The organism is Azospirillum sp. B2RO_4 (assembly GCF_051124815.1).
In the GTDB taxonomy this organism is placed as follows: Bacteria; Pseudomonadota; Alphaproteobacteria; order Azospirillales; family Azospirillaceae; genus Azospirillum.
The window spans coordinates 264405-290865 of the sequence record NZ_CP118485.1; the positions used below are offsets into that span (position 1 = coordinate 264405).

Genomic DNA, 26461 nt, shown 5'->3' on the forward strand with positions numbered 1-26461 from the left:
GACCAAAACCGACGGACATCCCGAAAAGAAGAAAGGCGCCCTTCCTGGTGAGGAAGGGCGCCTTTCTTAAACCTTAATCCATTCCTCACGCGGTGGCCGGACGGGCCAGCGCCGGGGGGATGTCGGTCGGTTCCATCACCGGGACGGCGACCGTCGGGGCCTTCCAGGTCAGCGTGTCGAAGGCGCCGCAATGGCCGCACAGGCCGCCCCAGTTGTGGCTGACCGCCCCGCAGGAGCTGCAGGTCCACACCGGATCCTCCGGCGCGTTGGCGGCCTTGGCCAGCCAGTCCTTCGCCGCGTCCTCGTCGTGGCGCTCGCCGCGGTCCAGCTCCGCCATCAGGCGGTAGGTGCGGCGGGTCGGGCCGATCTCCATGGCGCGGTTCAGGTGCTGGCGCGCCTCGCCCCACAGCTGGGCGTCGATGGCGGCGCGGGCGACGGCGAGGTGCGATTCGGCCGAATCGGGGGACTGACGCACCAGCTTCTGGAACAGCCGGACGCGGGTCAGCGGATCGTAGCTGGAGACGATCGACCGGTAGATATCGGCCAGTTCCGGATGCGGCGAGTGGCGCCATGCCCGCTCCACCACCTTGGCGGCCGGCTTCAGCCGGTCGGCGGCGAGCTGCAGGCGGGCCAGACGGACGGCGGCGGGGACGAAGCCCGGCATCATGTCGTGCGCAGCCTGGGCGTGCGACAGGGCGGCGTCGGCCCGGCCGCGGCGCTCCGCCTCGAAGCTGCGCTCCAGAAGCAGGACGGCGCGGTGGCGGCGGCCCTCGTCGGTCGGGATGGCCCCGGCCTGGATCGCCTGCTGCAGCGTGCCTTCGGCGGCAGCCCAGTCGCCGGCCTGCGCCTCCAGGTCATAGAGCGTGCCGAGCAGCCAGGGCGTGTTGGGCTGCAGCCCGCGCGCCTTGCGGGCCAGCGTCAGCGCCTCCACCCGGTCGCCCGACTTGATCGCCTGGGTCAGCAGCCCGCGCATGCCGAGGAAGGCCGTCTCCGGCCGCTCCAGCATGGCGGTGAAATATTCCTTGGCGGCGCGCTCGTCGCCCTGCAGCTGGGCGGCCTGGGCCGACAGCAGCATGGTCAGCGGCGGCTCGTTCAGCAGCCCGTCGGCCTTGCGCGCCATCTTGCGCGCGGTCTGCGCATCGCCGGCGGCGATGGCGACCATGCCCTGGGTCAGGGCGCGGTAGCCGCGCTCGCGGCGGCGGATGCGGCTCTGACGGCGGATGCGGTGCGGCGTGCGGATCAGCCCGCGGATCAGGCGGTAGCCCAGCGCCGCGATGCCCAGCGCCACGATGGTGACCAGCAGGGCGACCCAGAAGGGCGCCTCGACGGCGTAGCCCAGCCAGTGGACGCTGACGGTGCCGGGACGGTCGGCGAGCCAGATCGCGGCGGCGATGACCACCGCGACCTTGAGAAGGAACCAGAGGGCGCGGATCATTGGGCCGTCCCCTTCCCGCCGGCGGCGGTGGTCATCAGGGCGATGGCGCGGTCGTTCAGCTGGCGCGCGGCCTGATCGGCTGCCAGACGCGCCTTGGCGTCGGCCAGCCACGGGGCGGCGGCCTGCGCGGCCGGACCCTGCAGGGCCGACAGCTCCTCGACCGCCTTGGCGAGGTTGCCCTCGTTCAGCGCGGCCTCGGCGCGGGCGACGATGGCGGTGGCGGTGGTGCCGACGACCCCGCCGCCCTCCTGGCGCACAGTGACCAGGGTGGACAGCTTGCCGACCGCGGTGTCGATCCAGCTGTTGCCCTCGCCGCGGATGTCGGCGCGGACGATCTCGCCGGCCAGCGGCTGGAAGCGGTCGGTCAGCTGGGCGCGGGTCGGGATGCCCTTGGCGGCATAGGGCGCCACGGCGTCCAGCGGCTGGGTCACGCCCGCGTCGGAGATGTTGAGCGCGCGGACCGCCTGCAGGTCCTGCTGGAACGGCTGCCCGCCCGACAGGGAGGCGCGCAGCTGCCCGGCGGCCAGCACCAGCGCCTGCGCGGTGGAAGCGGCGTCCTGGCGCTCGCTGACGGCCTTGTTGACGCTGGTGACCTGCTGCTTCAGCTGGTCGACCTCGCTGCGCAGCTCCTGCGCCGCCTGGGAGTTGCCGGAGACGGCGGAGACCTTCTGCTCCAGCGCGGCGATGCGGTCGGCCAGCTCCTTGCGGGCGTCGCCGGCATCGGTGCTGGCGGCCGGGCGCTTCTCCAGCGCGTCGATCCGCTGGGTCAGCGCGGAGAGGTCGGCGCCGTTGCCGCCATTCGCGGCGGCCGGACGCTGCTCCAGCTTGCCGACGCGGTCGGCGATCTGCTGGATCTGCGCCTTCAGCGCCGGGTCGGCCGGGGCGGTGGCGCCGGTCGAAGCGGTGGAGGAGGCGGAGGTGGACGGCCAGCCGGGCAGGGCGGGACCCCACCAGGGCTCCGACAGCGCGGCGGCGCCGACCAGCAGGGCCACCACCGACAGGGCGGTGGCGAACCCGCCGCCGGAGCGCGGCTCGTCGATGTAGGACGGGGTGGGGGCAATGGTCGGACGGGCCGGCTCGGCATCGGCGCTGCGGCTGTAGCCCGCGCTGCCGCTGGTGCCGGACGGCGTCCAGCTGCCGGTTGTGGTCTTCGGCTCGTCAGATTTGGCGTCGGACTTGATGCCGTCGTCCTTGGTGGAGGCGTCCTTGGCCTCCTCGGCCTTCTCCGCGTCGCCCTTCGGCGTATCGGCGAGGCTGTCGGTCGCGCCGATCGGCGTGGCCGGCGGGATCAGGGCGTCGGAGGACTGCAGTTCGGTCGCGGCACCGGTGGTCGCGCCGGCCGCCGGGATATCGGCCGCCGGGCTGTCGGCGCCGGGGATGGTGTCGGCCGGGGAGGCGGTCGGAACCGGCTCCACCACCGGAGCGGCATCGACAGTCGTGGCGGCCGGGGTGATGACGGACGCGGCGGAGGCGTCGGTCGGCCGGTCCTCGCTGGGGGTGGCGGCGTCCAGGTCGGCGTCGTCCAGCTTGATGCGGTGCTTGGCGGCGGCGGCGCGCAGGTCGGCATGGCGGGCCAGCGGGATCGCGCCGCGCTTCTTCCAGCCCTGGACCGTCGTCACCGGGGTGTCCAGCTTGTGGGCCATCGGGCGGATGCCGCCGAAACGTTCGACGATGCGGTCGACCGCCGCATTGCCAGTGCTGGCGCCGTCGCCGTCACGGTCGGTGCCGGGGCGCTCGGGGCCTGGACGAGAGGTCATGGGCTGTACCTTCGGTTCGCTGTTGTTCGTTTTAACGTCACAGCCCCCTGACCGGTCCCCCTCGTCCCCCGTACGGCTGATGCACCCATCCGGAAGCACCGGGGGTGTAAGCCGTACGGCCGGACCGCGCCGGGGTTAACCGGCGACCGGCAACAGATCGAGCAGGGCGTCCTGCTCCGGCCGCGCCGCCACCCGTACGCTTCGCCACGGCGTCACTCCCTGGTCGCCGTACGCACGGGCAGCCTCCGCGACCGCGGGGCTGAGGCAGAACGCATCGACCGTACGACAACAATCGACCAGCCCCGCCTCGGCCAGCAGCCTAACAAAGGATGCCGCGGTACGGGGAGAGAAAAACAACACGCCGTCGAGCGCGGACGTACGCAAAAATGTCGCGGTATCGTCCGACAGGGTTAGCGCGGGTACGGCATCGTACATCACGCTGCGCCGCAGCGTGAACCCGGACGCTCCCAACAGGCCGGCGAGGTCGCCCGCCACCTTGCTGCCGGCCACATGCAGGAGCGTACCGGCGGCCGGATCGCGCAAGCGGCGGACATGGTCGGCCAGCGCGTACACGTCGCCCGACGCGCTGTCGACCTCCGCGAAGCCGGCCGCCCGCGCCGCCCGCGCGGTGGCGTCGCCGACCGCGTGCACCGGACGGTCGCGGCGGCTCGTACGTTTGGCGTAGGCGCGTACGCCGTTCGCGCTGGTGAAGAGCAGGGCTTGTACGTCGGACAGGTCGGGTTCCGGCCCGTCGAGCCAGACCATCGACAGCATCGGCTCCACCGCCGTGGCGAAGCCGAGCGCCTCCAGCCGGCGGACCAGCGGCTCGGCATCCTCCGCCGGACGCGTCACCAGAAGACGCGTACAGGGAGGGACGGCAGAGGGCGCAGGCTGTTTTCCCGTCATGCGGAAAACCCGGACGGAGGGACGGTCAGTGGGGGGCCGCGGCGAAGAAATCGGGCGGCAGCTGCGCCCGGATCTCGGCCCCGGCGTCGGCGCCCAGCGACTCGGCCTCGGCCGCCTTGCCGTGGCGTTCCGCCCGGAAGATGATGCGTCCGTCGGTCGACAGCACCTTGGCGCGGAGATGCAGGTCGTCGCCGTCCAGCATCGCCAGCGCCGCGATGGGCGTGCGGCAGGAACCGTCGAGCGCGGCCAGCAGCGCGCGCTCCGCCGTGACGCGGACCATGGTCTCCGCACAGTTCAGCGGGGCGAGCAGGGCGCGGGTGGCGTCGTCGGCGCTGCGGATCTCGATGCCGATGGCGCCCTGGGCAACCGCCGGCAGCATGGTTTCCGGCTCCAGCACCGCGGTGATGCGGTCGGTCAGGCCGAGGCGGCGCAGGCCGGCCAGCGCCAGCAGGGTGGCGTCCACCTCGCCCGCGTCCAGCTTGGACAGTCGGGTCTGCACGTTGCCGCGCAACGGGAAGATTTTCAGGTCGGGGCGCAGTTCCAGCACCTGGGCCTGACGGCGCAGGCCGGCGGTGCCGACCACGGAGCCGGCCGGCAGATCGGCCAGACCGCCGCCGGAGCGGGCGAAGAAGGCGTCGCGCGGATCCTCGCGCGGCAGCAGGGTGGCGATCTCCAGCCCGTCGGGAAGCTGGGTCGGCACGTCCTTCATCGAATGGACGGCAAGATCGGCGCGGCCGTCGAACAGCGCCTCCTCCAGCTCCTTGGTGAACAGGCCCTTGCCGCCCGCCTCCGCCAGGGTGCGGTCGAGGATGCGGTCGCCGGTGGTCTTGAAGACGACGATCTCGATGGCGCCGGGCGCGGCGAGATGCGGATGGGCGGCGATCAGGCGGTCGCGGGTTTCATGGGCCTGCGCCAGCGCCAGCGGGCTGCCGCGCGTCCCGATACGGAGCGGGTGGGTCGTCATAGGGCGTGTTCTAGGCGATCCGCGCAGCTTTGCAAGGATTCGTCGGCTCTTCATACATAAGATTGAGGCGGATCAAATTTCATGCCCCCGGCTTTCCCGCACCGGCTGGTCCCCAACTCCATCCTGTACCCGGACGGGCAAGGCGGCTAATTTGGCGCCATGATCGTTCTTGGAATCGAAACAAGCTGCGACGAGACGGCCGCCGCAATCGTCACCGACGCGCGCGAAATCCGCGCCGACGTCGTGCTGTCGCAGTTGGACGACCACACGCCCTATGGCGGCGTCGTCCCGGAAATCGCCGCCCGTGCCCATCTGGAACATCTGGACGGGCTGATCCGCCGCGCCATGGCGGAGGCCGGGATCGGCTTCGGCGACCTCGACGCGGTGGCGGCGACCGGCGGGCCGGGGCTGATCGGCGGCGTCATCGTCGGCGTCATGACCGCCAAGGCCATCGCCGCGGCGCGCGGGCTGCCCTTCGTCGCCGTCAATCATCTGGAAGGCCACGCGCTGACCGCGCGGCTGACCGACGACGTCGCCTTTCCCTACCTGCTGCTGCTGGTGTCGGGTGGCCATTGCCAACTGCTGGCGGTGGAGGGGGTCGGGCGCTACCGCCGGCTCGGCACCACCATCGACGACGCGGTCGGCGAAGCGTTCGACAAGACCGCCAAGCTGCTGGGGCTGGGCTACCCCGGCGGGCCGCTGGTGGAGAAGGCGGCGGCGCGCGCCACCAACCCGGCGCGGTTCGATCTGCCGCGGCCGATGCTGGGGCGTCCGGGCTGCGATTTCTCCTTCTCCGGGCTGAAGACCGCGGTGCGGCGGCATGTGGAGGAGTTGGGCGCGCCGCTGTCGGATGCCGACCGCGACGATCTTGCCGCCGCCTTTCAGGCGACGGTGGCGGAGGTGCTGGCCGACCGCTGCGCCCGCGCCATCCGCCGCTTCAAGGAGGACCATCCGCAGGGCGGCGCCCTGGTGGTGGCCGGCGGCGTCGCCGCCAACAAGGCGATCCGCAGCCGGCTGTCGACCCTGGCGGAGAAGCAGCGCATGCCGTTCGTCGCGCCGCCGCTGCGCCTGTGCACCGACAACGCGGCGATGATCGCCTGGGCCGGGATCGAACGCTTCCGGCTGGGCGAGAGCGACCCGCTGAACTTCGCCCCCCGCCCGCGCTGGCCGCTGGACCCGAACGCGGCGCCGGTGATCGGGCGCGCGGGGGTCGGGGCGGGGGTGAAGGCGTGAGACCCATCCTTACATCCCCTCTCCCGCCCGCGAGATCCCCTCTCCCCCCCGGGGAGAGGGTTAGGGTGAGGGGGATGCGTTGCGAGGACCGTCAAGCATCGCGCAACGCCGGGTCTCCCGTCGACTTCTCCCTGTGCATCCCCCTCACCCCGACCCTCTCCCCGGGGGGGAGAGGGGGAGACGAGCGTGGTCGTTTTATTGATGTGAGAGACTTGCCATGAGTGCCGTGCCCCCCACCTCCCTCAACCGCATCGGTGTCGTCGGCGGCGGCGCCTGGGGAACGGCGCTGGCGCTGGCGGCGTTGCGGGCTGGGCGCGAGACGCTGCTGTGGGCGCGCGAGCCGGCGGTGGTGGAGGCGATGAGCATCCGCCGCGAGAACCGCGATTACCTGCCCGGCGTGCCGCTGCCCGACGCGCTGCGGATCACCGGCGACCTGGCCGATCTCGGCGATTGCGACGCGGTACTGCTGGTGTCGCCGGCCCAGCATGCGCGCAGCGTCACCGCGGGCATGGCGCCGCTGCTGAAGCCGGGGGCGCCGGTCGTCGTCTGCGCCAAGGGAATCGAGCTGGACAGCCACGCGCTGATGAGCGAGGCGGTCGGCGCCGCGCTGCCGGCCGGCAACCCGGTGGCGATCCTGTCCGGCCCGACCTTCGCGGCGGAGGTGGCGCGCGGGCTGCCGACGGCGGTGACGCTGGCCTGCGCCGACGAGACGCTTGGCACCGCGCTGGTCGCGGCGCTGGGGAGCCGCACCTTCCGGCCCTACCGCTCGGACGACGTCGTCGGCTCGCAGATCGGCGGGGCGGTGAAGAATGTTCTGGCCATCGCCTGCGGCGTGGTCGAGGGGCGGCGGCTGGGCGACAACGCGCGCGCCGCGTTGATCACCCGCGGGCTGGCGGAGATCACCCGGCTGGCGCTGGCGCTCGGCGGCCGGGCGGAGACGCTGATGGGGCTGTCGGGGCTGGGCGACCTGACGCTGACCTGCTCCAGCCTGCAGTCGCGCAATATGTCGCTGGGCGCGGCGCTGGGCGAGGGGAAGACGCTGGCCGAGATCCTGGCGGCTCGGCGGTCGGTGGCGGAGGGCGTCTATACCGCCGCCGCCGTGGTCGGGCTGGCGGCGAAGCTGGGCGTCGACATGCCGATCTGCGCCGCCGTGGATGCCATCCTGAACCGCGGCGCCGGGCTGGACGAGACCATCGACGGGCTGCTGTCCCGGCCCTTCCGGGGGGAAGGCGTTTAGGGGCGTTTAGGAGACGGCCTTCTCGACCCAGCCGGCGGCGCGCACCGAGGGCGCGTGGGTGCGGCTGACCGGGACCAGCAGGCCGTTGGTCAGGCGCAGTGACAGCTTGCCGTCCGGCTTGCGCTCCACCGCCGCGACCGCCGATGCTGCAACCCAATAGGAGCGGTGGACCTGCCGGCCGTCGAGGCCCGCCAGCTCCGCCACCGCGTCGCGCATCCGCATCAGGATCAGGTCGCTGCCCAGCGCGGTGTGAACGCGGACGTAATGGTCCTCCATCTCCAGCGCCAGCAGGTCGCGCCCCAGCTTGGCCGGAATGCGGTCGAGGAAGGGGGCGGGGCGGTCGGCGGTCGGTTCGCCGCCGGGGACGGGCACTTGCGGAGGGGCGGGCGGCTGGTGGCCGACCACGCCATGGTCGCGCAACTCCAGCCACACCGGCAGGGCCGACACCAGCGTGGTGATGACCAGCACATAGCCGTACATCTCGGCCAGCCCGGCGGGGGTGAGGAAGTCCTGGCCGCGCAGCCGGCTTTCCAGCAGGGCGACCACCAGGGTCTGCAGGATGCTGACGGTCAGATAGGCCGCAGCCAGCATCAGCGGCCATGTGCGCTCCAGGTTCGGCAGGAGGCGGCGGGTGACCAGAATCACCAGTTCGAACATCGACCAGCCGCTGACGATCTGCCCGCCCCAGTAGGCAAGCCGGACGGCGAAGCCCATGTCACGGAAGGTGCCGAACGGTCCCAGCAGGGCCAATGCTAGGATGGAGGCCGCCAGCAACGGAAGGCGGCGGCGCAGCACGCGCCGGCCATAGGGAACGGGCGGCGACTGCCAGGGGAGGGCCGGGGATGAGGTTTCGGTGTCGGGTTGCGCGTTGGTCTGCAAGGATGGTCGCCCCAGGAACGGTGGCAGTGGCTCTGCTGGCGCTGGCCGCCGCTGGTCCGGCCGCCGCGGGGGAGCTTCGCGCAACCGTCCGCAACGTCAAGCCCAATCAGGGCAAGGTGATGGTCGCGCTGTTCGACAGCGCCGAGGCGCAGGCGGCCAAGCGGCCGCGCGCCGGCTATTTCGTCGCCGCGCTGGGGCCGGAACTGCAGGTGGTCTTCCCCGACCTGCCGGCCGGCCGCTATGGGCTGATCGCCTTCCAGGATCTGGACAACAACGGCGAGCTTGCCACCGGCCTGTTCGGCATCCCCGCCGAACCGCACGGCTTCAGCCGTTCCGCCCGCGGCAGCTTCGGCCCGCCCGGCTTCGACGATTACGCGGTGGCGGTCGGGGCGTCGGGCGTGGCGACGACGGAGATCCGGCTGGTGGAGTGACCTGCGGGCTCACCCGCGCGGGCAGCCCTCCTGGCGCCAGCGGGCGAGATAGTCGTCCAGGCCGCGGCCGGGGATCTCGTCGAAGCGGCGGTCGAGCGCCAGCAGGGTTTCCATGCGGTCGATGCGGAAACTGCGGAATTCCTCGCGCAGCTCGCACCAGGCGCCCAGCGTCCACACCCGGCCCCAGAAGAACAGGCCAAGCGGCTGGACCGCGCGGGCGGAATGGGTGCCGTCCTCGCGCCGGTAATCGAACAGCACGACGCGCCTGGCGTTGATGGCGCAGCGCAGCACGTCCATCCGCTCGCGCAAGGGGGCGGGGAACGAGAAGTCGGGGACGAAGACGCGGCTGTCGGCCAGCTCGCGACGCCGTGCCTCCGGCACGACCGCCTCGACCTTGTCGAGCGCACGGGCGGCTGCATCGGCCAGACCGCCGCCGACCCAGGCGCGGGCGAGGCGGGCGCCGACCACCAGCGCCTCCACCTCGTCCTGGGTGAACATCAGCGGCGGCAGGTCGTAGCCGTCGCGCAACAGATAGCCGACGCCGGCCTCGCCCTCCACCGGCACGCCGGAGGAGGCGAGGTCGCGCATGTCGCGGTAGACCGTGCGCTCCGACACCTCCAGGCACCGCGCCAGCTCGGCAGCCGTCACCAGCCGCCCCTTGCGGAGATGCTGGACGATCTGGAACAGGCGGTCGGCGCGGCGCATGGCGGCGGCTCCGGTCAGACGTGTCAGTGCATCGAATAGAGGCCGACGCGGTTGCCCTCGCTGTCGATGAACTGGGCGAAATAGCCGATCTCAGGGGTGATCAGCGTCTTCGGCACGACGATGGTGGCGCCGGCCTGCTCGGCACGGGTCAGCGGGGCGGACAGGTCGTCGCCGCCGTTCAGGTAGACGGTGGTGCCGTCGGCGCTGGGCTTGCAGGCCTCGTGCTGGATCAGGCAGCCCTTGACGGCGGTGCCTTCGGCCGGGAAGACTGCCATGGTCATGCCGCTGGGGCAGGGTTCCTGCACCATCTTGGCGGCGAAGACGGTCTCGTAGAAGCCGACGGCGCGGGCGAGGTCGGTGACCGGGATTTCGAACCAGGTGACGACGTGCGGGATGTTCATCGGAGTGGCTCCTGACAGTGGGGGGAGGGATGTTCGTGGTTCGTGCCGGCACACCCTCTTGATAGCACGCCCCTCCTGACAGCGTGATGTCAGGAGCAATCAGCCGGCTGAATTAAAATGGCCGGCCCCTTCAATGAAAATTGCGGCCCTTGGGAAATGGGGCTTGAGTCTCATTGGGGGCCGCAGGCCGGTCCTCGCCGGTCAGTTCGGCCAGCCGGTGGGTCAGGTCGATCAGCGATTCCACCCGCAGATGCACGACTCCCTCCTGGTTCTGCACCCGGCCGGTGGCGGCCATCAGCCGGGCGGTCATGATCGGACGGCGGAAGGTCTCGAAGGCGTCGGGCATGACGACGAGGTTGGCGACCCCGGTCTCGTCCTCCAGCGTGATGAAGACGACGCCCTCGGCGCTGCCGGGCCGCTGACGGACCAGGACGAGGCCGGCGGTGGTCAGTCGCCGGCCGTCGCGCGTCCAGGCCAGCCGCTCCGCCGGGGTGACGCCGGGCAGGCCGTCGCGCAGCAGCGACAGCGGATGGGCCTTCAGCGACAAGGACAGGCTGGTGTAGTCCATCACCACATGCTCGCCCAGCGCCATGGCCGGCAGCGGTGCCTCGGGCTCTTCCGCCATCGGGCCGTCCAGGCGGGCGAACAGCGGCAGCGGCCGGTCGCCCAGCGCCCGCACCGCCCACAGCGCCGCCCGGCGGTCCAGCCCGACGGAGCGGAAGGCGTCGGCCTTCGCGAGCTTTTCCAGCGCCGCGACCGGCAGGCGGGCGCGGCGCCACAAATCGTAGGGGTCGCGGTAGCCGCCGGCGCGGGAGAGGACGATCGAGTTGGCGTGCGACTCGGCGAAGCCCTTGATGAGGCGGAGGCCGAGGCGGAGGGAAGAAGAGCCTTCCACCGCGCAATCCCACCCCGACAGGTTCACATCCGGCGGCAGCACGGTCACGCCATGCTCGCGGGCGTCGCGGACGATCTGGGCGGGGGCGTAGAAGCCCATCGGCTGGCTGTTCAGCAGGGCGGCGGCGAAGATGGCGGGGTGGTGGCGCTTGATCCAGGCGGAGACATAGACCAGCAACGCAAAGCTGGCGGCGTGGCTTTCCGGGAAACCGTATTCGCCGAAGCCCTCGATCTGCTGGAAACAGCGCTCGGCGAAGGCGGGGTCGCAGCCCCGGGCGGTCATGCCGGCAATGAATTTGTCGTGGAACAGGTGGACCTGCCCGGACTTGCGGAAGGCGGCCATGGCGCGGCGCAGCCGGTCGGCCTCCTCGGCGCTGAAGCCGGCGCCGACCATGGCGATCTTCATCGCCTGCTCCTGGAACAGCGGCACGCCCAGCGTCTTGCGCAGCACCGGCTCCAGCGCCGGCATCGGATAGGTGATGTCCTCCGCCCCGCTGCGGCGGCGCAGGTAAGGATGGACCATGCCGCCCTGGATCGGGCCGGGGCGGACGATGGCGACCTCGATCACCAGATCGTAGAACTTCCGCGGGCGCAGCCGGGGCAGCATGCTCATCTGCGCGCGGCTTTCGACCTGGAAGACGCCCAGGCTGTCGGCGCGGCAGAGCATGTCGTAGACCGCCGGGTCCTCCTTGGGCAGGCTGTCCAGCGTCCAGCGTTGCCCGTGCACCTGCTCGATCAGGTCGAAGGCCTTGCGCACGCAGGTCAGCATGCCCAGCGCCAGGATGTCGACCTTCAGGATGCCCAGCGCGTCGATGTCGTCCTTGTCCCACTCGATGGTGGTGCGGTCCTCCATCGCCGCGTTGGCGACCGGGCAGAGGTCGGACAGCGGGCCGCGGGTGATGACGAAGCCGCCGACATGCTGCGACAGGTGGCGGGGGAAGCCCATCAGCTCGTGGGCCAGTTCCAGCGTGCGCTTGAGCCTGGGGTCGTCGGGGTCCACGCCGAGCGAGCGGGCGCGCTCCTCGTCGACGCCGTCGCGGCTCCAACCCCAGATCGAGCCGGTCAGCCGCGCCACCAGATCGGCCGACAGCCCCATCGCCTTGCCGACCTCGCGCAGCGCGCCGCGGGCGCGGTAGCGGATGACGGTGGCGGTCAGGCCGGCGCGGTGGCGGCCGTATTTTTTGTAGATGTACTGGATCACCTCCTCGCGCCGCTCATGCTCGAAATCGACGTCGATGTCCGGCGGCTCGTTGCGGGCGGCGGAGATGAAGCGCTCGAACAGCAGGTCGAAGCGGGCGGGATCGACCGCGGTGATGCCCAGGCAATAGCAGACGGCGGAGTTGGCGGCGCTGCCGCGCCCCTGGCAGAGGATGCCCTGGCCGCGCGCGAATCGGACGATGTCGTGGACGGTCAGGAAATAGGGGGCATAGCGCAGCTCCCCGATCAGGGCCAGCTCATGCTCGACGGCGGCGCGGACCTTGTCGGGGACACCGCCTGGATACTTACCGGCGGCCCCCTCCCAGGTCAGGGTGACCAGCGTGTCCTGCGGGTCGCGGCCCTCCGCCACCTCGTCGGGGTATTCGTAGCGCAGTTCGTCCAGCGAGAAGCGGCAGGCCTCGGCGATCTCCAGGGTGCGGGCGACGGCGTCGGGGTGGTCGCGGAACAGGCGGACCATCTCGACGGATGGCTTCAGGTGGCGCTCGGCATTGGCGGACAGCCGCCAGCCGGCCTCGTCGATGGTGGTGTGGTGGCGGATGCAGGTCATCACGTCGGCCAGCGCCCGCCGGCCGGCGCCGTGATAGAGCACGTCGTTGGTGGCGACCAGCGGCACCCCCTCCGCCTCCGCCAGTCCGGCCAGCCAGCGCAGCCGCCGGGCATCGTCGCCCTGATAGCGGTGGCTCGCCGCCAGATAAAGCTGTCCGCGCGCCAGCCCGCCGCGCCAGGCCCGCAGCTCGCGCAGGAACGACTCGTCACGCTGGTGAGGGCCGAGCAGCAGGAACAGCATGCCCTCGGCATGGGCCAGCACGTCGGCGCGGGCGATGAAGCATTCGCCCTTCGGCGCCCGCATCTTGCCCAGCGTCAGCAGCCGCGACAGCCGGGCATAGGCGGCGCGGTCGGTCGGGTAGGCCAGCAGGCTGTCGGCGTCGGTCAGGTCCAGGCGGCAGCCGATCAGCGCCCGGATGCCCGCCTTCTTCGCCGCCGCATGCATCTGCACCACGCCGGCCAGCGAGTTGCGGTCCGTCACCCCCACCGCCGCCAGCCCCAGCGCCGCCGCCGTCATCGCCAGCTCGTAAGCGTGCGACGCCCCCTCCAGGAAGCTGAAGTTGGTGGCGACCTGCAGTTCGGCGTAACGGATCATGGCAAGGCTCCCCGGCGCGCATGGGATGGGTGCGTGCGGGGATGATAGTCCGGAAATAAGACTTATGTCATTACTGTGGCGGAGATATCAGGGCAGAGCCAATTTCTAACCGGCGCTCTAACCCAGATAGGACTCAACGCCCATGACTGCGAAGCCCTTGTTCTCCGGGAAACGGGCGTTGACCTTTTCGCGGGCCTTCTTCTCGTCCAGCGCCCAGACCAGGAAGCGGCGGCCGCGCTTCCAGCTGTCCAATGCGGTGGGGGTCAGGCCGGCGTTGACGCGGGAGGCATATTCGATGTTGACCACCCGCAGCAGCCAGCCCTGGTCCTTCTGGGTGCGGCGGTCGTCCAGCACATAGATGCGGCGGTCGGCGGCGCCGGCGGCCTTCAGGCGCTGTTCGAGATCCTCGCAGCCCAACTCGGCCATCGCCTTGCGGCGGCGGGCCTCGCGCAGGTCGCGGGCCTGCTGCAGCGTGACGCGCGCGATCTTCTTGATCCGCTCCACCTGCGCCTGCTTGCGCGACACGGCGGTGGCGATCCGCTCCTCCGAGGTCTTCAGGCGGCGCAGAGCCAGCAGCAGCGACACCGCCAGCGAGGCGAGGCCGACCAGACCGGCGAAGACGTAGGGCATGCTGTCCATGGCGCGTCCTCCGTCTCAGCTGGCTTTGGCGACGGGCGTGTCGGCGGACAGGAATTCCTGCATCCGCGTCACCGCATAGCCGAAGGCGGGCGGATAGCGCCGTTCGATCTCCGTCCGCGCTTCCGCCATCGAGCGCGCCCACACCTCGATCATCTGCGGCTGCGCCCAAGTCGGGTCGACGAGCGCGTGCTGGCTCTGCTGGGCGGCGCCGGTGCCGACATATTTGTTCACGACCATGGCGACGTAGCAGGGGCTGCCCTGGACCTCCTCGCCGATCAGGCGGACCAGCCGTTCGCCGGACTGGCGCGCATCTTCGATCTGGCGTTCCATCACCTTGCGGCGGCGCAGCACATCCTCGACCGCGCCATCCAGTTCCTTCAACTCGCGGATGCGGTCGCCGCGGCGGGCTTCGAACTTCGTCTCCATCTTGGCGCGGCGGGCGATGACGTCGCGCACCCCCTCCGACCCGTGGCGGCGTTCGATCGCGCGTTCACCCATCACGATGACGAGCTTGCCGATGCCGAACCCCAGCCCCGACAACCCGAAGGCGGTGATCAGCGCGTTGGTATAGTCCTGCCACATGTGCGAATCCCCGATCCGGAATGCCATCCGGGTGGATGCTTCCGACCCTAAGGAGTAACCCTTAGCCGCCCGCGGTTCAATCGCGGCGCTGTAACGATATTTCACATGAAACATGCCGATGGGGGAGGGCGACCCTATCCCTCCGCCCGTTCCACCCGGTTGCGGCCGGCCTGCTTGGCGGCGTGCAGCGCATGCTCGGCGCGGTGCAGGGTCTGTTCGACGCCGGGCTCAAGGGGCAGCCAGCTGGCGACGCCGATGCTGGCGGTGACGGGGATCGCCCGCTCCTCCACCAGGATGGGGCTGTCGGCCAGGGCGGCGCGCACCCGTTCCGCCACCACGGCGGAGCCGGCCCCGTCGGTTTCCGGCAGCAGCACGACGAACTCCGCCCCGCCGGAGCGGGCGATATGGTCGGAGATGCGCAGCGCCGCCCGCACCCGCTTCACCACCGCGCGCAGGACGGCGTCGCCGACGGTGTCGCCATGGGCGTCGTTGACCGCCTTGAAGCCGTCGAGGTCGAGCAGGAAGACGCCGAGATGCCGGCCATAGCGGCGCGCCCGCGCCAGCTCGGCCGCCGCCAGCTCCAGGAAGCGGCGGCGGTTCCACACGCCGGTCAGCGGGTCCAGAGTGGCCATGCGGTTCAGGCGGACGGTCGCCTCCTCCAGCGCGCGGCTGCGCTCGGCGAGGCGGCGTTCCAGATCCGCCAGTTCGGCATAGGCGCGCAGCGCCGTGACCACGCTGGTGAACAGGCGGCGGGCGGTCAGTTCCGTCTTCGCGGTATAGCCGTCGATCTCATAGGCGAGGACCAGATCCTCCTCCGGCACGCGGGCCGGCTGGCCGGTGCGCAGGACGATGCGGACGGCGCGGTTGCCCAGATCCTGGCGGATGCGGCGGACCAGCTGCAGGCCGGCATCCTCGGTCTCCATCACCACGTCGAGCAGGATGACGGCGATATCCGGGGTGTCGCGCAGGATGCGTTCCGCCTCCGCCGCGCTGGTGCAGTCGAGCAGGCGGACGGGACGGTCGCGGAAGCGCAACCGCGCGAGCGCCAGCCGGGTGACGGCATGCACCTCCGGCTCGTCGTCGGCGACCAGCACCAGCCAGGGCGGGGCGCCGGGATCGGCGGCATTCCGCGGGTCTGGAGACTCGTCCGAGGCGAACAGGAAATCATTGGACATGGCTGCCGGCTCGGGACTGTCCACGGTACACGTAAGGATAGAACCACGCCGTCGCCGCCGATGCAACGGTGCCGAGTGACGCGCCCGCCCTATGTCGTTTCGGGCCATGTGCGGCGAATTTGCCGGCGCATTTACTGGCGGATCGGTCGGGCCGGTGGCGCGTTTCGCCATTCGGGGCTTGCGCGGCGACGCCAAGCCACCTTAGGCATGGCCGTGCATACGAAACGATCGGAGCGGACCAGGTATGGAAGCAAGCATGGACGGGCGGGAGCATGCGGCAAAGCTGCGCGCGCTCGCGCTGGGGGCGCTGGGTGTCGTCTATGGCGACATCGGCACCAGCCCGCTCTACACGCTGCGCGAATGCCTGACCGAGGGCGGCGGCTTCCCGCTGACGCCCGAGGTCATCCTGGGCGTGCTGTCGCTGATCTTCTGGGCGCTCATCATCACCGTGACGGTGAAATACGTCGTCTTCATCATGCGCGCCGACAACCAGGGCGAGGGCGGCATCCTGGCGCTGACCGCGCTGGCCCTGCGCGGCATGCGGCCGGGACACCGGCGCACCGGCATGGTGATGGCGATCGGCGTGATGGGCGCCTCGCTGTTCTACGGCGACAGCCTGATCACGCCCGCGATTTCCGTGCTGAGCGCGGTGGAGGGGCTGCATGTCGTGGCGCCGGCACTGGACGCCTATGTCATCCCGATCACGCTGACCATCCTGGTCGGCCTGTTCGTCCTGCAGCGGTTCGGCACGGAGAAGGTCGGCCGGCTGTTCGGGCCGGTGATGCTGGTGTGGTTCGCGACGCTGGCGGCGATGGGCGTCGGGCAGATCGTCCGCTATCCCGGCGTGCTGGGCGCGCTGTGGCCCGGCCATGCGGTGTGGATGCTGTTCGAGCATGGCTGGCACGGTTTCCTGCTGCTGGGGGCGGTGGTGCTGGCGGTGACCGGGGCCGAGGCGCTCTATGCCGACATGGGCCATTTCGGCCGCAAGCCGATCCGCGGCGCCTGGTACGTCATCGTGCTGCCGTCGCTGCTGCTGTGCTATTTCGGCCAGGGCGCCCTGCTGCTGCACGAACCGGAGGCGATCGAGAATCCCTTCTTCCATCTGGCGCCGGACTGGGCGCAGGTGCCGCTTCTGCTGCTGGCGACCGCCGCCACCATCATCGCCGGTCAGGCGGTGATCTCCGGCGCCTATTCGGTGACGCTGCAGGCGATGCATCTGCGCTATCTGCCGCGGATGGAGGTGATGCACACCTCGGAGCACGAGAAGGGCCAGATCTACATGCCGCAGCTGACCTGGCTGCTGCTGGCCGGGGTCATCGTGCTGGTGCTGAGCTTCCAGACCTCCAGCAATCTCGCCGCCGCCTACGGCATCGCGGTGACCGGCACGATGGTGGCGACCACGCTGCTGGCCTACAAGGTGGCGCGCTCGCTCGGCCGCTGGAAGCTGTGGCAGGCGGTGCTGGCGCTGGTGGTGTTCCTGTCGGTCGATCTCGCCTTCTTCCTGTCCAACCTGATCAAGGTGGAGGAGGGCGGCTGGTTCCCGCTGGTGGTCGGCGGGATGGTCTTCCTGTTGATGGCGACGTGGCGGCGCGGGCGCGAGGTGGTGCGCAAGCGGCTGGCCGAGGACGCGCTGCCCTTCGACATGCTGCTGGAGCGGCTGAAGGGCGGGTCGGTGCAGCGGGTGCAGGGCACCGCCGTCTTCCTGACCGGCAACCCGCGCGGCCTGCCGCCGGGGCTGCTGCACAGCCTGAAGCACTACAAGGTGCTGCACCAGCGGGTCGTGCTGCTGACTGTCGACATCGAGGACGTGCCCCATGTGCCGGACGACCAGCGTTTCGAGCTGAAGGCGCTGTCCGCCGGCTTCTTCCGGCTGATCGTCCATTTCGGCTTCAAGGACGAGCCCGACATCCCGCAGGCGCTGGAGGCGCGGCGCATCCCGGGATTGCCGTTCGAGTCGATGGAGACGACCTACTTCGTCAGCCGCGAGACGCTGATCCGCACCCACGGCAAGTCCGGCCTGCCGCGCTGGCAGGAACCGCTGTTCATCTTCCTGTCGAAGCTGTCGTCCAGCGCGTCGGAATATTTCTGCATCCCGCCCAACCGGGTGGTCGAACTGGGCATGCAGCTGGAGATCTAGGGCAGAGTTTTGGGGCAGAGTTTGCCGGCCGGATTTTACCGGTGAGGCGGCGGGCGGGGGCAGATTGTGCCGCCCCCGCCCGCAGTCCGCACGCCTCATGCCGCTACCGGACGGCCTTTACCAGACGATCGAGACCGGCGGTTTGTAGGCGGAGGCGGCGAACATCTGCCGCACCGCCAGTTCCAGCTTGATCTGCGCCTCCGACTTCTTGACGAAGGACAGGTCGATGTCGCCCAGGGATTTCACCACGCAGCCGGAGCGACTGAGGCTGCGAAGCGCCGCCTGCGACGACTGCTGCTTGTCTTCGGGGATGGCGGTGACGGTGGCCGATCCCTCCGGCGGCCGGACGACGTAGAGGTCGAATTTCGGCATGGGCACTCTCCGTTCTGACGAAAGGTCGAGTGCCCATCGCAAGGGCCGGGCCAACTTCTGTGCGGAGGTCAGCGCCGGACCATCGGCGCCAGATCCTTGCGGATGCCGGCGTCCAGGCGGGCGTTCAGGTCCTCCATCATCCGGCGGGTGATGTCGAGGAAGGTGGCTTCGCGGTCGGCCAGCGAGATGTTCTCCGGCACGGTGGTGGAGTGGGTGACGGTGGAGCGGGTCACGCCGCGGAAGCCGCCGTTGCCGGTGTCCGGCACCTCGCCGGTGATCTCCACCTCGATCCGGCCGTCATAGCGCTGGGCCTGGTCGTTGGTGAAATAGCCGGTGATGCCCTTCTTGGTCGGCAGCGGCACCTCGACGATGCTGGCATCCCGGATGGTGACGCGCACGCGGCCCGGCCCGCCGGCCGCCTGCAGCCGCTCCGCCGCCCAGCGCCGCACCGCCTCGGCCGGCGGAACGGCGGAGCGGTTCTCCACATGCTTGCCGCCCACCGGCCGATAGGCGTCGACCACGTCGATGGTGCCGGCATTCAGCACGATCGGCCCGAAATTGGAGAAATCGACCGGCCGCGGCGCCGGCCGCGGCGGTGCGCTCTGGCAGGCGGCGAGCAGGAGGGTGGCCATTCCGGCGGCAAGGGCAAAGCGGCGCGACAGCATGGGGGCTCCGGTTCTTGGGCTGCGTTCGGCAACCTGGGTTTCTGAACAAAGGAAAAGGGCGCGGCGCGGACGCCGCGCCCCTATGAACGCGCTGATGTCTGACCCTATTCCTCGTTAGGACGCGGGGCCATACACGCGGTCGAGATCAGCGTCGGTAAAGTGGTAGTCGGTCGAGCAGAACTGGCAGGTCACCTCGACCCGGCCGTCGTCGATCTTCAGTTCCTGCACCTCTGTGCGCGGCAGGCTGCGCAGCATGTTTTCCACCCGCTCGCGCGAGCAGCGGCAGCCGAAGCGGAGCGCATGGCCGTCATAGACCCGCACGCCGTCCTCGTGGAACAGGCGGTAGAGCAGGTCGGCGGCCGGCAACTCGGTCGACAGCAGCTCGTCGCCGGAGACGCTGGCCATCAGCGCCATGGCGCGGCGCCAGTCGTCCTCGCTGTCCGACGCGGTCAGACCCTGTTCCTGCGGCAGGCGCTGGACCATGATGCCGCCGGTGCGCCAGGGACCGAAGGAGCCGTCCGGCAGCACCGCGCGGTCGACCGAGACGGTCAGGCCGGTGTCGATCTGCTCCGACTGGCGGAAGTAATGCTGGACGCAGTCGGTCAGCGTCTTGCCATACAGCTCGACGATGCCCTGATAGCGGTCGGTGTCCTGACCCTGGTCCACAGTGAAGGCGATGTAGCCCTTGCCGAGCAGCGCCGCGGCCGGGGCGATGTCGACGTCCCGCTCGGCCTTGGCCAGGGCTTCCGGATCGAACTGGGCATAGGCGCGCACGTCGCCGACCGAGGTGACGTCGGCCACCATCAGGCGGATCGGCCCGTCGCCCTTGGTCTGCAGCGTGAAGATACCCTCGTACTTCAGCATGCTGGCGAGCAGCACGGCCAGCGTCGCCGTCTCCGCCAGGAAGCGGGCGACGGTGGGCGGATAGTCGTGGCGGGTCAGGATCTCGTCGATCGCCGGCCCCAGCTTGACGATGCGGCCGCGCAGGCGCGACGCCTCGATCTGGAACGGCAGGACGAAATCATCGGTGAGCGGGCGGACGGACGGATCGTCCATAGGGCGCATTCCTTAAGACAGAGACCGGTTATGCAGGCGTAGGGCCGAAGATCGGGGCGGCGAGCGGCCGAATCAAGATCGGCAGGGCACCCATGCATGGGGGTGGCCTGTGGGCGTGGGGAGGTTGGCCCCCTCCCCGACCCTCCCCCGCTGGGCGGGGGAGGGGACAAGTGCTAATGCGGGAGAGTGGCGGCAGTCCCTCCCCCGCCCAGCGGGGGAGGTTAGGTGGGGGGCTAACTCGCCCCCTTAGTCCAGCACGCCCATGCACCAGCCGAGGATGGCCTTCTGGGCGTGCAGGCGGTTTTCCGCCTCGTCCCAGACCACCGAATGGCGGCCGTCGATCACGCCGTCGGTCACTTCCTCGTTCCGGTGGGCCGGCAGGCAGTGCATGAACAGCGCATCCGGGTGGGCGTGCGCCATCAGCGCCTCGTTCACCTGATAGGGGGTGAGGATCGCCGCGCGCTCGTCCACGTCGGTGTTGTGCATCGAGGCCCAGGCGTCGGTGATGACGCACTCCACCCCGCGCACCGCCTCTTCCGGCGATTCGGTGACGACCAGGCGGCCGGTGCCCTCGCGCTCCGCCCAGGCCAGCAGCTCCGGCGACGGGCCGTAGACGGTCGGGCAGGCCAGACGCAGCTCGAAGCCGAAGCGGACGGCGGCGTGCGCCCAGCTGACCGCGACGTTGTTGCAGTCGCCGAGCCATGCGACCGTCCGGCCGTTGATCGGACCGCGATGCTCCTCGAAGGTCATCAGGTCGGCCATGATCTGGCAGGGGTGGGTCTGGTCGGTCAGGCCGTTGATGATCGGGATGCTGGCATGGGCCGCCAGCTCATGCACCCGCTCCTCGCCGGTGGTGCGGACCATCACCGCGTCGACGAAGCGCGACAGCACGCGGGCGGTGTCGCCGATGGTCTCGCCACGGCCCAGCTGCATGTCGTCGGGCTTCAGCACCACGACGCTGCCGCCGAACTGCTGCATGCCGACCTCGAACGACACGCGGGTGCGGGTCGAGGGCTTTTCGAAGATCAGCGCCAGCGAGCGGCCGGCCAGCAGGGTGGAGTGGGCCAACCGGTCCTTCTTCAGGTCGGCCTTGATGCGCACGGCATGGTCGAGCAGGCGGCGCAGGGTGGCGCCGTCCAGCCGGTCGATGTCGAGAAAGTGCCGAACGCTGTTATTGTCGCCGCTCATCCCACGCACTCCTGCGCCGTCCGGTCGAGAATCGCGACGGCTTCGTTCACTTCGGCTTCGCCGATGTTCAGGGGCGGCAGCAGCCGCACCACATTGTCGCCGGCCGGAACCGACAGCAGGCCGTTGGCGCGCAGCTTCGCCACCACCTCGCCGACCGGCTGGCCCAGCTTCAGGCCCAGCATCAGGCCCTGGCCGCGCAGTTCCAGGAACAGCGACGGGTACTTGGCGACCAGTTCCTCCAGGCGGGCGCGCATGGTGGCGGACGTCTGCTGGACGGTGTCCAGGAAGCCCGGCGCCAGAACGACGTCCAGCACGGCGTTGCCGACGGCGGTCGCCAGCGGGTTGCCGCCATAGGTCGAGCCGTGGGTGCCGGCGGTCATGCCCGACGCCGCACGCTCGGTGGCAAGGCAGGCGCCGAGCGGGAAGCCGCCGCCGATGCCCTTGGCGACGCACATGACGTCCGGCGTGATGCCGGCCCATTCATGGGCGAACAGCTTGCCGGTGCGACCCATGCCGCACTGGATCTCGTCCAGGAACAGCAGCAGGCCATGCTCGTCGCACAGCGCGCGCAGGCCGCGCAGGAACTCCACCGAGCCGGCGCGGATGCCGCCCTCGCCCTGGATCGGCTCGACGCAGATGCCGCCGGTCGCGGGCGTGATGGCGGCGCGCACGGCGTCGAGGTCGCCGAACGGGACCTGATCGAAGCCGTCCAGCAGCGGGTCGAAGCCGTGCACCAGCTTCTCCTGCTTGGCGGCCGAAATGGCGCCTAGCGTGCGGCCGTGGAAGGCCTGCTCGAAGGTGATGATGCGGTTCTTCTGCGGGTTGCCGCTGTCATAGTGGTACTTGCGGACGGCCTTGGCGCCGCATTCCCACGCTTCCGCACCGGAGTTCGTGAAGAACACGGTGTCGGCGAAGGTCGCCTCGGTCAGGCGCTTGCCAAGGCTCTCCTGCCCGGCGACCCGGAACAGGTTGGAGGTGTGCCACAGCTTCTTCGCCTGCTCGGTCAGCTTTTCGACCAGATAGGGATGCGCGTGACCCAGCGCGTTCACCGCGACGCCGGCGGCGAAGTCGAGGAATCGTCGCCCGTCGGTCGCGTAGAGATACGGACCTTCACCGCGCTCGAACACGATGTCGGCGCGGGCGTATGTGGGCATAACGACGGGGATCACGGCGTTGGACTCCAAAAATGGAAAATCCGGCGGCCATGCCTGACCGCCGGGAACGGCAAATATCCGGAGATTGATGGGTTCTGTCAACGGATAGGGGCGGAAAAGCGCGGCGAACGCGACGTCTTTACGCCTTGAGCTTGTAGCCGGTCTTGAACATGCGCCAGGCGAGCCACCACAGGCCGGCATTCACCCCCAGCATCACCGCGACGCCCAGCCAGCGCGCCCCGTCGGACACCCCGATGAAGCCGTAGCGGAAGCCGTCGATCATGTAGAAGAAGGGATCGAAATGGGCGACCCACCAGAAGACCGGCGGCAGGGTGTCGACCGAATAGAAGGTGCCGGACAGGAAGGACAGCGGCGTCACCACGAAGTTGGTGACCGCGGCGATGTTGTCGAACTTCTCCGACCAGACGCCGCCGACCAGACCCAGCAGCGACAGCAGCATCGACGCCATCACCGCGTGGAACAGCACGAAGCCGGGATGCGGCATGTGCATCGGGATCACCGCCCAGATGGCGAGCCCCGTCACCAAGCCGACCACGACGCCGCGGGTGATGCCGCCGAAGACGAAGCCGCTGACCAGTTCCATCGGCGACAGCGGCGGCATCAGGATGTCGACGATGTTGCCCTGGACCTTGGCGATGACGACGGAGGAGGAGGTGTTGGCGAAGGCGTTCTGCACCATCGCCATCATGATCAGGCCGGGCGCCAGGAACTGCAGATAGGGCGTTTCCCCCACCATCCGCACCGCCGACCCCAGCGACAGGGCGAACACCGCGTAATAGAGCAGGGTCGTCACCACCGGCGCCCAGACGGTCTGCTGGTGGACCTTGACGAAGCGCCGTACCTCGCGTGCGTAGAGCGTCCACAGGCCGATCCAGTTGACGGAACCGACATTGCGCGGCATGGGAGGAAGGGGAAGGGTCATCGCGTCACGATCTGCCTGTTGGGAACCGGCCGGTATAAGGCCACGGACTGCCGAGAAGGCCACGGACTGTACGTGCGGCCTGTTCATCCGGCAACCGCCGCCGCCGAAGGGACTGCCATGAACACCGACGACAAGCACCCTTCGAACAAGATGGCCGGTCCTGCGGCCAGAAAGCCGCCGAAGCGGGTCACGCCGCAGTATCTGGAGAATGCGGCGCTGCATTACCTGGAGCGCTTCGCCAGTTCGACGGCCAACCTGCGCCGGGTGCTGATGCGCAAGGTCGATCTGTCGGCCAAGGCCCACGGCACCGACCGCGAGGAGGGCGCGCGCTGGATCGACGAGCTGCTGGCCCGCTATGTCCGCAGCGGCCTGCTGAACGACGAGACCTATGCCCGCATGCGGACGGAGAGCCTGCACCGGCGCGGCGCCTCCACCCGGCTGATCGCCCAGAAGCTGGCCGGCAAGGGCATCGGCCGCGACGAGGCCGACAAGGCGCTGGACAGTCTGCGCGAGGATGTCGGGCCCGATCTGGACCTGACCGCGGCGCTGGCGCTGGCCAAGCGGCGGCGGCTGGGGCCGTACCGCCGGCCGGAACAGCGCGCGGCGCACCGCGACAAGGACATGGCGGCGCTGGGGCGGGCCGGATTCGGATACGAGATCGCCCGGCGGGTGGTGGATGCGGAGGACCCGGACGAGGTGTTGGGGGGCTAACGCCGCGAAGCCGAAGCACCCCCCGGAAACGACGAAACGCGCGGCACCCTTTCGGATGTCGCGCGCCGCTCTCTTACCGGGAGTCGGAATCGTCCTGTACGCGTCCTAATTCTTGTCGGCGGAGCGGCAAGCGCCCCGCCTCAGCACACCAAACGCGCCCCAGATGCCGGGGAAGCTATCAGGCCGCGGCCTGCAGCTTCTCCTGGGCCTTGGCGATCCGGCGCTTGATGCGACGGGCGTCGAGGCTCAGGACGGCATCCTTCGCATCGAGCAGGAAGGCGTCGAGGCCGCCCTTGTGCTCGATCGAGCGGATTGCGTTCACCGAGAGGCGCAGACGCACCAGCTGCCCCAGGCTGTCGCTCAGCAGCGACGTTTCCTGGAGGTTCGGCTGGAAGCGGCGGCGATTCTTGTTGTTGGCGTGGCTGACGTTGTTGCCAAACTGCGTGCCCTTGCCGGTCACGGAGCACCGACGTGCCATCGGACTGATCCTTTATTTTAGCAAATGAAACCCGGTAACGGACGGCCTGCCGCCCGAAGGAGGCCGCTATATAGTCGAACAAAAGCGCCGCCGTCAAGCCTGTCTTCAAGCCCGTCATCAAGCCGGGACCCGCGATGAAACCGTCAAAAGCCGAGTCGTCGCGGAAAGCTGGAGAGTCGAAGCGCGGCGGCCTCTTCGATCAGGCGAAGAGACGCGCCGCGCCAGTCTTGCCGTGATCGCTGTCAGTTCACGGTGGGGGAGGTCTTCGACGCCGGCTTGGCGGCAATCGGCTTGGCGGCGCGGCGCGGCGCCGGCTTGGCCGCAGCCTTCACCTCCTCGGCGACGGCGGCGGCCGGAGCGGCCTGCTCCGCCTTCACCGTCTCGACCAGTTCCTTCACCGGAACCTCGGCCGGCTCGGCGGCGGCGGTGGCGGCGACCGGGGCGATGTCGGCAGCCTGGGCCGGAACCGGGGCCGGAGTCGAAGCGGCTTCCGGAGCCTCGACGGCCGGGACCGGAGCGGGGGCCGGGGCTTCGACCTTTGCCTCGACCTTCGGCGCCTCGACCTTCGGGGCCGGCGCGGCCACGGGGGCGGCAACCGGAGCGGCATCTGCGGCCGGAGCCGGCAGGGTGGTGATCTCGGCGGCGATCTTGCTGGAGACGTCCAGGAAGCCCTGCACGCTCTCGCTCACGCGGGCCTGGGTGGTGGACAGCCAATCGCGCTGCAGCGCCGCCAGATCGGCGGGGGTGCGGGCCTTGCCCAGCCCGGCGGCCAGACGGCTGGCGTCGTTCACCGAGGCGGTCACGCCGTCGAACCAGCGGCGATAGCCGTCCTGCACCAGCGTGGCGACGCGGGCGGACTTGGCCGCGGTGGTTTGGGCGTTGGTCTTGAACAGGTTCAGGACGTTGGCGGGGGTCGGCTGAGCGGTCATGGCGTTGTCTCCCGTAGAAAAGGCGGATTGGCGGAAACGGAAAGGCCGCTCCGGCGTAACCCCAGGAGACCGCGGGCACCCCGGCCCAAGCGACATGAAGCAATCGACAAAGGCCGAATCGACACACGTCGCCCCTTTCCCGCCCGGCGCAGAATAGCCCTACGGTTGGTGCGGTGCAACGAATTTGTTGCGGTGCAGCATAAGCTGAACGGATTATGCAGCGTCCGGTTTGTCGAGGAAGCGCCCCAGCAGGATATGGGCGGCGGCGGCCGGGATGGTGGTTCCGGCGGTCACCTCCGCCTCGAGTCGCGCCAGATCGGCCCGCACGGCGGGGTGGGCGCGGAAGCGGTCGATCAGCGTCTCGCGGATCTCGCTCCACAGCCAGGCGCGGGCCTGCTCCGCCCGACGGCTGGCGCGGGCGCCGTTGGCCTCGGTCAGCGCCTTGTGCTCGCCGATGGTCTGCCACACCGTGTCGATGCCGGTCTTCCGGAAGGCGGAGCAACTGAGCACCGGCACCCGCCAGTCGCCATGGCGCAGCAGGGCCAGCGCGTGGCGGTAGTCGGCGACGGTGTGGCGGGCGGTGGCGGCAAGGTCGCCGTCGGCCTTGTTGACGACCACGAGGTCGGCCAGTTCGACGATGCCCTTCTTGATGCCCTGCAACTCGTCGCCGCCGGCCGGCAGCAGAAGCAGCATGAACAGGTCGACCATGTCGGCGACCGCGGTTTCCGACTGGCCGACGCCGACCGTCTCCACCACGATCACGTCGAAGCCGGCGGCCTCGCAGATCAACATCGCCTCGCGCGTGCGCCGTGCCACGCCGCCCAGCGTCGCACCCGCCGGGGAGGGGCGGATGAAAGCGTTGGGTTCCCGCGACAGATCGACCATGCGGGTCTTGTCGCCCAGGATCGAACCGCCGGTGCGCTGCGACGACGGATCGACCGCCAGCACCGCGACCTTGTGCCCCAACCCGATCACATGCAGCCCGAACGCCTCGATGAAGGTGGATTTCCCCACCCCCGGCACGCCGGAGATGCCGAGTCGCACCGAGTTGCCGGTGTGCGGCAGCAGTGCCGCCAGCAGTGCTTCGGCGGTTTCGCGATGGTCGGCGCGCGTCGATTCGATCAGCGTGATCGCCCGGGCCAGCGCCCGCCGGTCCCCCGACCGGACGGCCCCCGCGAGTTGGCTTGCGAGGCGGGCGGCGTCTTGCGGGGCGGTGTCGGTCATGGTGGCG

25 protein-coding genes are annotated in these 26461 nt (G+C 70.1%); 5 read left to right on the forward strand and 20 right to left on the reverse strand.

Annotated elements, in window-relative coordinates; translation table 11 throughout:
* Nucleotides 1–85: 85 nt before the first annotated feature.
* From PWS46_RS01155 to hemC, 4 genes are all read right to left on the reverse strand, one after another.
* Nucleotides 86–1435 carry a heme biosynthesis protein HemY gene (locus PWS46_RS01155; protein ID WP_434616953.1) on the reverse strand — a complete coding sequence of 450 codons (1350 nt, stop codon included), beginning with the start codon at nucleotides 1433–1435 and terminating at the stop codon, nucleotides 86–88.
* The gene (locus tag PWS46_RS01160) at nucleotides 1432–3192 is read right to left on the reverse strand and encodes a mitofilin family membrane protein (protein WP_434616956.1); all 1761 of its coding nucleotides are present in this window, start codon (nucleotides 3190–3192) and stop codon (nucleotides 1432–1434) included. Before PWS46_RS01160 ends, PWS46_RS01155 begins: the two co-directional genes overlap by 4 nt.
* A 135-nt stretch (nucleotides 3193–3327) precedes the next feature.
* Nucleotides 3328–4044, reverse strand: a complete 717-nt coding sequence (locus PWS46_RS01165) for a uroporphyrinogen-III synthase (RefSeq protein ID WP_434616959.1) — start codon at nucleotides 4042–4044, stop codon at nucleotides 3328–3330.
* A gap of 79 nt (nucleotides 4045–4123) precedes the next feature.
* Nucleotides 4124–5062 carry a hydroxymethylbilane synthase gene (gene hemC / locus PWS46_RS01170; protein ID WP_434616962.1) on the reverse strand — a complete coding sequence of 313 codons (939 nt, stop codon included), beginning with the start codon at nucleotides 5060–5062 and terminating at the stop codon, nucleotides 4124–4126.
* A 159-nt stretch (nucleotides 5063–5221) separates the two neighbouring features.
* On the opposite strand from hemC, the gene tsaD reads away from it, so the two are divergent.
* Together tsaD and PWS46_RS01180 are read left to right on the forward strand one after the other, a co-directional pair.
* A complete protein-coding gene (tsaD, locus tag PWS46_RS01175) occupies nucleotides 5222–6295 on the forward strand; it encodes a tRNA (adenosine(37)-N6)-threonylcarbamoyltransferase complex transferase subunit TsaD (RefSeq protein WP_434616965.1) in 1074 nt (357 codons plus the stop codon).
* A 217-nt stretch (nucleotides 6296–6512) separates the two neighbouring features.
* Entirely contained in the window at nucleotides 6513–7532 is a 1020-nt protein-coding gene (locus PWS46_RS01180; RefSeq protein WP_434616968.1) for an NAD(P)H-dependent glycerol-3-phosphate dehydrogenase, read from the forward strand.
* A gap of 6 nt (nucleotides 7533–7538) precedes the next feature.
* On the opposite strand, the gene PWS46_RS01185 is transcribed toward PWS46_RS01180, so the two are convergent.
* On the reverse strand, nucleotides 7539–8411 hold the full coding sequence (locus PWS46_RS01185) for a LytTR family DNA-binding domain-containing protein (RefSeq protein WP_434616971.1): 873 nt from the start codon (nucleotides 8409–8411) through the stop codon (nucleotides 7539–7541).
* Nucleotides 8412–8413: 2 nt separating this feature from the next.
* On the opposite strand from PWS46_RS01185, the gene PWS46_RS01190 reads away from it, so the two are divergent.
* Nucleotides 8414–8842 carry a DUF2141 domain-containing protein gene (locus tag PWS46_RS01190; protein ID WP_434616973.1) on the forward strand — a complete coding sequence of 143 codons (429 nt, stop codon included), beginning with the start codon at nucleotides 8414–8416 and terminating at the stop codon, nucleotides 8840–8842.
* 9 nt (nucleotides 8843–8851) lie between these two features.
* On the opposite strand, the gene PWS46_RS01195 is transcribed toward PWS46_RS01190, so the two are convergent.
* From PWS46_RS01195 to PWS46_RS01220, 6 genes are all read right to left on the reverse strand, one after another.
* On the reverse strand, nucleotides 8852–9547 hold the full coding sequence (locus tag PWS46_RS01195) for a helix-turn-helix transcriptional regulator (RefSeq protein ID WP_434616976.1): 696 nt from the start codon (nucleotides 9545–9547) through the stop codon (nucleotides 8852–8854).
* A 23-nt stretch (nucleotides 9548–9570) separates the two neighbouring features.
* Nucleotides 9571–9948 (reverse strand): VOC family protein, encoded by a 378-nt coding sequence (locus PWS46_RS01200; RefSeq protein WP_434616979.1) that lies wholly within the window; start codon nucleotides 9946–9948, stop codon nucleotides 9571–9573.
* Nucleotides 9949–10078: 130 nt separating this feature from the next.
* Nucleotides 10079–13201 (reverse strand): error-prone DNA polymerase, encoded by a 3123-nt coding sequence (locus tag PWS46_RS01205; RefSeq protein WP_434616982.1) that lies wholly within the window; start codon nucleotides 13199–13201, stop codon nucleotides 10079–10081.
* Between the two features lie 117 nt (nucleotides 13202–13318).
* Complete coding sequence (locus tag PWS46_RS01210; protein WP_434616985.1) at nucleotides 13319–13840, reverse strand: hypothetical protein; 522 nt, start codon at nucleotides 13838–13840, stop codon at nucleotides 13319–13321.
* Between the two features lie 15 nt (nucleotides 13841–13855).
* Nucleotides 13856–14422 (reverse strand): hypothetical protein, encoded by a 567-nt coding sequence (locus tag PWS46_RS01215; protein ID WP_434616988.1) that lies wholly within the window; start codon nucleotides 14420–14422, stop codon nucleotides 13856–13858.
* A gap of 134 nt (nucleotides 14423–14556) precedes the next feature.
* The gene (locus PWS46_RS01220) at nucleotides 14557–15597 is read right to left on the reverse strand and encodes a GGDEF domain-containing response regulator (protein ID WP_434616991.1); all 1041 of its coding nucleotides are present in this window, start codon (nucleotides 15595–15597) and stop codon (nucleotides 14557–14559) included.
* A 244-nt stretch (nucleotides 15598–15841) separates the two neighbouring features.
* On the opposite strand from PWS46_RS01220, the gene PWS46_RS01225 reads away from it, so the two are divergent.
* Nucleotides 15842–17734, forward strand: coding sequence for a potassium transporter Kup (locus PWS46_RS01225; protein ID WP_434616994.1), 1893 nt, complete (start codon nucleotides 15842–15844; stop codon nucleotides 17732–17734).
* Between the two features lie 117 nt (nucleotides 17735–17851).
* Here the strand turns inward: PWS46_RS01225 and PWS46_RS01230 are convergent, their stop codons facing one another.
* The 6 genes from PWS46_RS01230 to PWS46_RS01255 form a co-directional block, all read right to left on the reverse strand.
* On the reverse strand, nucleotides 17852–18106 hold the full coding sequence (locus tag PWS46_RS01230) for a hypothetical protein (protein ID WP_434616997.1): 255 nt from the start codon (nucleotides 18104–18106) through the stop codon (nucleotides 17852–17854).
* Between the two features lie 68 nt (nucleotides 18107–18174).
* Nucleotides 18175–18771 carry a hypothetical protein gene (locus PWS46_RS01235; RefSeq protein WP_434617000.1) on the reverse strand — a complete coding sequence of 199 codons (597 nt, stop codon included), beginning with the start codon at nucleotides 18769–18771 and terminating at the stop codon, nucleotides 18175–18177.
* A gap of 114 nt (nucleotides 18772–18885) precedes the next feature.
* Entirely contained in the window at nucleotides 18886–19827 is a 942-nt protein-coding gene (locus tag PWS46_RS01240; protein ID WP_434617003.1) for an Hsp33 family molecular chaperone, read from the reverse strand.
* Between the two features lie 246 nt (nucleotides 19828–20073).
* The gene (argF, locus tag PWS46_RS01245) at nucleotides 20074–21015 is read right to left on the reverse strand and encodes an ornithine carbamoyltransferase (RefSeq protein WP_434617006.1); all 942 of its coding nucleotides are present in this window, start codon (nucleotides 21013–21015) and stop codon (nucleotides 20074–20076) included.
* Nucleotides 21012–22184 carry an aspartate aminotransferase family protein gene (locus PWS46_RS01250; RefSeq protein WP_434617008.1) on the reverse strand — a complete coding sequence of 391 codons (1173 nt, stop codon included), beginning with the start codon at nucleotides 22182–22184 and terminating at the stop codon, nucleotides 21012–21014. Before PWS46_RS01250 ends, argF begins: the two co-directional genes overlap by 4 nt.
* 124 nt (nucleotides 22185–22308) lie before the next feature.
* On the reverse strand, nucleotides 22309–23112 hold the full coding sequence (locus PWS46_RS01255) for an ABC transporter permease (protein ID WP_085087799.1): 804 nt from the start codon (nucleotides 23110–23112) through the stop codon (nucleotides 22309–22311).
* Between the two features lie 117 nt (nucleotides 23113–23229).
* Between PWS46_RS01255 and PWS46_RS01260 the strand changes: the two genes are divergently transcribed.
* Nucleotides 23230–23823 (forward strand): regulatory protein RecX, encoded by a 594-nt coding sequence (locus PWS46_RS01260; protein WP_434617011.1) that lies wholly within the window; start codon nucleotides 23230–23232, stop codon nucleotides 23821–23823.
* A 178-nt stretch (nucleotides 23824–24001) separates the two neighbouring features.
* On the opposite strand, the gene rpmB is transcribed toward PWS46_RS01260, so the two are convergent.
* The 3 genes from rpmB to meaB all read right to left on the reverse strand — a co-directional run bounded on the left by rpmB (nucleotide 24002) and on the right by meaB (nucleotide 26454).
* Nucleotides 24002–24301 (reverse strand): 50S ribosomal protein L28, encoded by a 300-nt coding sequence (gene rpmB, locus PWS46_RS01265; RefSeq protein WP_434617014.1) that lies wholly within the window; start codon nucleotides 24299–24301, stop codon nucleotides 24002–24004.
* A 242-nt stretch (nucleotides 24302–24543) separates the two neighbouring features.
* Nucleotides 24544–25230, reverse strand: a complete 687-nt coding sequence (locus tag PWS46_RS01270) for a hypothetical protein (protein ID WP_434617017.1) — start codon at nucleotides 25228–25230, stop codon at nucleotides 24544–24546.
* A 213-nt stretch (nucleotides 25231–25443) separates the two neighbouring features.
* The gene (gene meaB, locus PWS46_RS01275) at nucleotides 25444–26454 is read right to left on the reverse strand and encodes a methylmalonyl Co-A mutase-associated GTPase MeaB (RefSeq protein WP_434617020.1); all 1011 of its coding nucleotides are present in this window, start codon (nucleotides 26452–26454) and stop codon (nucleotides 25444–25446) included.
* Between the last annotated feature and the right edge of the window lie 7 nt (nucleotides 26455–26461).

Coding starts and splice junctions, on each gene's coding strand:
- PWS46_RS01260 (WP_434617011.1), top strand. CDS start 23,230: ATGAACACCGACGACAAGCACCCTTCGAACAAGATGGCCGGTCCTGCG.
- PWS46_RS01195 (WP_434616976.1), bottom strand. CDS start 9,547: ATGCGCCGCGCCGACCGCCTGTTCCAGATCGTCCAGCATCTCCGCAAG.
- PWS46_RS01160 (WP_434616956.1), bottom strand. CDS start 3,192: ATGACCTCTCGTCCAGGCCCCGAGCGCCCCGGCACCGACCGTGACGGC.
- PWS46_RS01255 (WP_085087799.1), bottom strand. CDS start 23,112: ATGACCCTTCCCCTTCCTCCCATGCCGCGCAATGTCGGTTCCGTCAAC.
- PWS46_RS01190 (WP_434616973.1), top strand. CDS start 8,414: ATGGTCGCCCCAGGAACGGTGGCAGTGGCTCTGCTGGCGCTGGCCGCC.
- PWS46_RS01200 (WP_434616979.1), bottom strand. CDS start 9,948: ATGAACATCCCGCACGTCGTCACCTGGTTCGAAATCCCGGTCACCGAC.
- PWS46_RS01225 (WP_434616994.1), top strand. CDS start 15,842: ATGGAAGCAAGCATGGACGGGCGGGAGCATGCGGCAAAGCTGCGCGCG.
- argF (WP_434617006.1), bottom strand. CDS start 21,015: ATGAGCGGCGACAATAACAGCGTTCGGCACTTTCTCGACATCGACCGG.
- meaB (WP_434617020.1), bottom strand. CDS start 26,454: ATGACCGACACCGCCCCGCAAGACGCCGCCCGCCTCGCAAGCCAACTC.
- PWS46_RS01230 (WP_434616997.1), bottom strand. CDS start 18,106: ATGCCGAAATTCGACCTCTACGTCGTCCGGCCGCCGGAGGGATCGGCC.
- PWS46_RS01210 (WP_434616985.1), bottom strand. CDS start 13,840: ATGGACAGCATGCCCTACGTCTTCGCCGGTCTGGTCGGCCTCGCCTCG.
- PWS46_RS01180 (WP_434616968.1), top strand. CDS start 6,513: ATGAGTGCCGTGCCCCCCACCTCCCTCAACCGCATCGGTGTCGTCGGC.
- PWS46_RS01220 (WP_434616991.1), bottom strand. CDS start 15,597: ATGTCCAATGATTTCCTGTTCGCCTCGGACGAGTCTCCAGACCCGCGG.
- PWS46_RS01205 (WP_434616982.1), bottom strand. CDS start 13,201: ATGATCCGTTACGCCGAACTGCAGGTCGCCACCAACTTCAGCTTCCTG.
- PWS46_RS01215 (WP_434616988.1), bottom strand. CDS start 14,422: ATGTGGCAGGACTATACCAACGCGCTGATCACCGCCTTCGGGTTGTCG.
- PWS46_RS01235 (WP_434617000.1), bottom strand. CDS start 18,771: ATGCTGTCGCGCCGCTTTGCCCTTGCCGCCGGAATGGCCACCCTCCTG.
- PWS46_RS01155 (WP_434616953.1), bottom strand. CDS start 1,435: ATGATCCGCGCCCTCTGGTTCCTTCTCAAGGTCGCGGTGGTCATCGCC.
- rpmB (WP_434617014.1), bottom strand. CDS start 24,301: ATGGCACGTCGGTGCTCCGTGACCGGCAAGGGCACGCAGTTTGGCAAC.
- tsaD (WP_434616965.1), top strand. CDS start 5,222: ATGATCGTTCTTGGAATCGAAACAAGCTGCGACGAGACGGCCGCCGCA.
- PWS46_RS01240 (WP_434617003.1), bottom strand. CDS start 19,827: ATGGACGATCCGTCCGTCCGCCCGCTCACCGATGATTTCGTCCTGCCG.
- PWS46_RS01270 (WP_434617017.1), bottom strand. CDS start 25,230: ATGACCGCTCAGCCGACCCCCGCCAACGTCCTGAACCTGTTCAAGACC.
- hemC (WP_434616962.1), bottom strand. CDS start 5,062: ATGACGACCCACCCGCTCCGTATCGGGACGCGCGGCAGCCCGCTGGCG.